The organism is Streptomyces sp. NPDC057638 (assembly GCF_042800315.1).
GTDB lineage: Bacteria > Actinomycetota > Actinomycetes > Streptomycetales > Streptomycetaceae > Streptomyces.
Genome location: NZ_JBHVHF010000474.1, coordinates 1 through 4,144 on the forward strand (window position 1 = coordinate 1; position 4,144 = coordinate 4,144).

At 73.7% G+C, this 4,144-nt stretch carries 5 protein-coding genes; 4 read left to right on the forward strand and 1 reads right to left on the reverse strand.

Features of this window, described 5'->3' with window-relative positions; translation table 11 throughout:
- Window positions 1-338 precede the first annotated feature (338 nt).
- The 4 genes from ACFVIM_RS33470 to ACFVIM_RS33485 are packed head-to-tail and all read left to right on the forward strand — an operon-like array spanning window position 339 to window position 3,599.
- Window positions 339-875: an EF-hand domain-containing protein gene (locus ACFVIM_RS33470; RefSeq protein WP_384309653.1), complete on the forward strand. Its 537-nt coding sequence runs from the start codon at window positions 339-341 to the stop codon at window positions 873-875.
- On the forward strand, window positions 872-1,993 hold the full coding sequence (locus ACFVIM_RS33475; RefSeq protein ID WP_384309656.1) for an isocitrate/isopropylmalate family dehydrogenase: 1,122 nt from the start codon (window positions 872-874) through the stop codon (window positions 1,991-1,993). Before ACFVIM_RS33470 ends, ACFVIM_RS33475 begins: the two co-directional genes overlap by 4 nt.
- Complete coding sequence (locus ACFVIM_RS33480; RefSeq protein ID WP_384309658.1) at window positions 1,990-2,634, forward strand: cysteine hydrolase family protein; 645 nt, start codon at window positions 1,990-1,992, stop codon at window positions 2,632-2,634. Before ACFVIM_RS33475 ends, ACFVIM_RS33480 begins: the two co-directional genes overlap by 4 nt.
- Window positions 2,631-3,599, forward strand: coding sequence for an SAM-dependent methyltransferase (locus ACFVIM_RS33485; RefSeq protein WP_384309661.1), 969 nt, complete (start codon window positions 2,631-2,633; stop codon window positions 3,597-3,599). The genes ACFVIM_RS33480 and ACFVIM_RS33485 overlap by 4 nt, the downstream gene beginning before the upstream one ends.
- A gap of 67 nt (window positions 3,600-3,666) precedes the next feature.
- On the opposite strand, the gene ACFVIM_RS33490 is transcribed toward ACFVIM_RS33485, so the two are convergent.
- Window positions 3,667-4,144: isocitrate lyase/phosphoenolpyruvate mutase family protein (locus ACFVIM_RS33490; protein WP_384309664.1), on the reverse strand; the 478-nt coding region annotated here is incomplete at its 5' end.

A 4,144-nucleotide genomic window follows, 5' to 3' on the forward strand; every position in this document is an offset into this window, starting at 1 on the left:
GTCCGGCCGGGTTCAGCGGCGGCCGGGCGGATCCGGTGGGGCGCGGCGCACGGGTACGGAGTCACCCGGCGCTCACGGCCTCCGGCACCGCCCCGGCACTCTCCCCGCGCCGCCCGTCACGCCCGCACGAGGACGCACGAGGACGCACGAGGACGCACGAGGACGCGAGATCATGTCCCCCCGCGTGGCGTTCCATGCGCGGGGCGCTTCAGGTGCCTTCGATCGAGTGGATCGGACGTTCTTACGCTGACGGGGCCGCGGGGCGGCCGGATAGTGAATCAACAGCCGGGAGCCATCCCGGTCCTCCCTGTCCCCACCCCGATCGAGAGGTGTCAGCCATGCCCACCCCCGAGGCAACCGCACGGGTGCGACTCGTCTTCTCGCTCTTCGACGCGGACGGCAACGGCTTTCTGGAGCCGGCCGACTTCGCGCTCATGGCCACCCGGACGGTCGCGGCCCTGCCCGGGGCCGACCAGCGGGCCGCGCGGGAGTTGTTCGACGCCTTCCGGGAGTACGGCGAGACCCTCGTGTCCGAGCTGGACACCGACGGCGACGGTCGGGTCAGCCCGGAGGAGTTCACCGCCGTCGTCCTCGATCCCGGACGGTTCGGCGCCGCCGTGGACCGGTTCGCGCGGGCCCTGTCCGGTATCGGCGACCCGGACGGCGACGGGTTCGTCACCCGGCCCGACTTCCTCGCCCTGATGACCGCCATCGGCTTCCAACGCCCCAATATCGAGGCACTGTTCGCGTCCTTCGAGCCCGCCGGTGGCGACCGCGTCCCGGCCGCCGCCTGGGCCGCCGAGATCAGGGACTTCTACCACCCCGACAAGGCCGGTGTGCCCGGTGACCACCTCGTCCCGGGTACGGGCGCGTGACCGGGGCACGGGAGCGGCGCGGCGCGGACGGGCCCCTGATAGGGCTCGCCGTGGGGCGGGGCACCGGCCCGGAACTCGCGGCCGTCTTCGAGCGTGTCGTCGCCCTCCTGACCGCGTCGCTCCCGGGCGCCGCCCGGATCGCGCGGTCGCCCGGTCTCTACCACTCGTACGTGTCGCTGAGCCAGGAGCGGGACGTCCACCGCATACGGACGCTGACCGCGCGGGACGCCGCACGCTACGAGGCGTACTGCCGTGAGCTGGCCGCGCGCGGTGCCACGGCGGTCTTCCGTACCGCGGTCAACGCGCAGTCGCTCTATCTGCTGAGATGCCGGATGCGGGCGGTGAAGGTGGATCTGCTCACGTCCGGCGCGGACTCCCTGCTGCTGGTGCGGGACCAGGCCCAGGGCTTCTACACCGGGGAGAACACCCACACCGACGGGGAGGTCAGCCGCACCCTGACCTTCAGCCGGGAGATCACCACCCAGGTGGTGGAGTACGCCCTGGAGCGGGCCCGGAGGGAGTGGCCCGACGGCCGCGTCGACCGGGTGATGATGGCGTACAAGTTCCATCTGCTGGACGGCGCCTTCGGCTCCTGGGTGGCCCGGCTCTCCGACCGGCTCGGGATCCGCGTCGAGGTGTTCCAGCCGGACACGGTCAACCGTAACCTCCTGGCGCACGGCCTGCCCGGCCGGACCGTTCTGATCGCCGGGAACGAGTGGGCCGACATCATGCACGTCGTCCTGCTCGACCGGTACGGGGCTGGCCGGCCGGAGAACCGCTGCACCGAGAATGTCTTCCTCGACCCGGCGCTGCGGCAGCTGGTGGAGTACCAGACCGTGCACGGCTCCGCCGACGACCTGGCCGGTCTCGACCGGGTCAACCCGGTGGCCACGCTGCGGGCGGCGGCGCTGGTCGCCGAGCGTCACGCGGGCTGTCCCGGTGCCGTCGCGGCGATGGAGGCCGCCCTCGCCGAGGCCGACGGGCGGGGGGTGCGCACCCCCGATCTCGGTGGTCGGCACTCCACCAGCGAGGTGGTCGACGCGGTGACGGCGGCGCTCGCCGCGCCGGACGGCGGTGGTGGAGCCCCGCGGGACCCGGCGCTGGCCTGCGGTTCATGACGGGGTGGAGAACGGCCCTGCTCGTCGTGGACGTACAGAACGACTTCTGCGCCGGTCCCGCGGCGGCGGCCCGCTTCGGCGGGGATCCCGCCGCCTTGGTGAGAGCCGTCGACGGCACCGTCCGCGCCGTGGCGGCGGCCCGCCGACGGGGGGTGGAGGTGGTGTTCGTCCGCTTCGTCGGTGATCCCGTCTTCCAGGGGCCGAGCTGGCGCTCCCGCGACCGGGACCGGGGCAGGCCGCCGAAGTGTCTGGAGGGCACCTGGGGAGCGGGGTTCCACCGGGTCGCCCCGGCTCCGGGCGAGGCCGTGGTCACCAAGCGGGCCGTGTTCGACGCGTTCCTCGGTACGGATCTGGAGGAGCGACTGCGGCGACGGGAGATCGGCCATCTGGTGTTCACCGGCCTCTTCGCCGACGTCTGCGTCGACTCCAGCGCGCGCACCGCGTTCCAGAAGGGCTTCCACATCACCGTCCTGACCGACTGCACCACAGCCCTGCACCTCCCCACCGACGCGATCCTCGGTCTGATGCGCGCCCTGTACGGCGCCCGCACCACCACCGTGGACGACCCCGGCGGGTGGGAACCCCCCATCGCCGACGACGGCGCGGACCCGCCGGAGCGGGAACAGGAGGCAGGCCGATGACCGGTCCCACGGCGGGAGTGGGCCGCACCGCGCTGCTGGTGGCCGCGGCCCGGGCCATCGAATCGCAGCTGCCGGACGCGCTCGCCCGTGACCCGTACGCCGCGGCCTTCGTCCGCGCCGCACCCGGCACGGCCCACTGGCCGCTCCATCCGGACCGCATACCCGACCGGGTGTCCGACCCCCTGTGGGGACGGCTCGGCGGATATTTCGCCCTGCGCACCCGGGTCCTGGACGACCATCTGCTGGCCGCCACCCGGGCGGGCGCGCGCCAGGTCGTGCTCCTCGGCGCGGGCCTGGACTCCCGGGCGCTGCGCCTGCCCTGGCCCTCGGGGCGCACGGTGCACGAACTGGACACGGCCGGGGTGCTGGCGTTCAAGCACCGGGTGCTCGAACGCGTCGGGGCCGTGCCCCGCGCCGGGCGCCGACCGCTCGCCATCGATCTGCGCGGCGCGTGGACGACGGCGCTGCTGGACTCCGGATTCGATCCCGGCGAACCGACGGCCTGGCTCGCGGAGGGCCTGCTGCTCTATCTGCCGGCGGCGGCCGAACAGGGTCTGATCGCCGCCGTGGACCGGCTCAGCGCGCCCGGCAGCACCCTGGCGTTCGAGACCAAGGACATCAGCGCCGAACCGGACCGGGTACTCCGCGGCCCGCTGTACACGGCCCTGCGCGAGCGGCTCGGTCTGGACCTCCCCGCCCTGTTCGCCCCGGGCCCGCGCCCCGACTCCGCGGGTGCGCTCCGGGCCCGGGGCTGGAAGGTGCGCGTCCGCACTCCGTACGAGTTCACCGCCCTGCACGGGCGCGGACCGCTGCCCGAACCGGACGACGCCCTGGCCGCCAACCGCTGGACCTTCGCCACCGCCGTCCGCGGCACCCCTGGTCGGCCAGGGGCCGAGGACCATCGCCGGGGACGGGGAGGACGGGACGTCGGCGACTCACCCGATGACATCCCGGCGACCGGGTGAGGACCGGTCCACCGCGAGCGGCTGGGCCCGCCCTCACCGGTACGCGCGGCGGCGCGGGGCCCGGCTCCTAATCCCGCTCCAGCTGGAAGTTGTGGACCGAGGAGTCGAAGCGGTTGTAGCCCTCGTAGTTCACGAGGTCGTACAGCTCCCGGCGGTGCTGCATCTCGTCGAGACGGTCCGTCAGCGCTCCCTGGTCCAGCAGGGTGGTCAGTCCGCGGTCCGCGGCCCCCATCGCCATGCGCAGCAGCGAGACGGGCCAGATGACGATGTTCACCCCGACGTCCCGCAGCTGGTCGACGGTGAAGAGGTCGCTCTTGCCGAACTCGGTCATGTTGGCGAGAAGCGGCACATCGAGGGCGGCGCGCACCTGGGCGAACTCCTCCAGGGTGCGCAGCGCCTCCGGGAAGACCGCGTCCGCCCCGGCGTCCACCAGCATCCGGGCGCGCTCGATCGCGGCGTCCACTCCCTCGACCGCGCGCACATCGGTGCGGGCCACGATGAGGAAGTCGGGATCGCGGCGGGCGTCGACGGCGGCGCGGATGCGC

Bases quoted from the DNA above. Each gene is read 5' to 3' on its own strand.
- ACFVIM_RS33470 (WP_384309653.1), top strand. From the start codon at position 339: ATGCCCACCCCCGAGGCAACCGCACGGGTGCGACTCGTCTTCTCGCTC.
- ACFVIM_RS33480 (WP_384309658.1), top strand. From the start codon at position 1,990: ATGACGGGGTGGAGAACGGCCCTGCTCGTCGTGGACGTACAGAACGAC.
- ACFVIM_RS33485 (WP_384309661.1), top strand. From the start codon at position 2,631: ATGACCGGTCCCACGGCGGGAGTGGGCCGCACCGCGCTGCTGGTGGCC.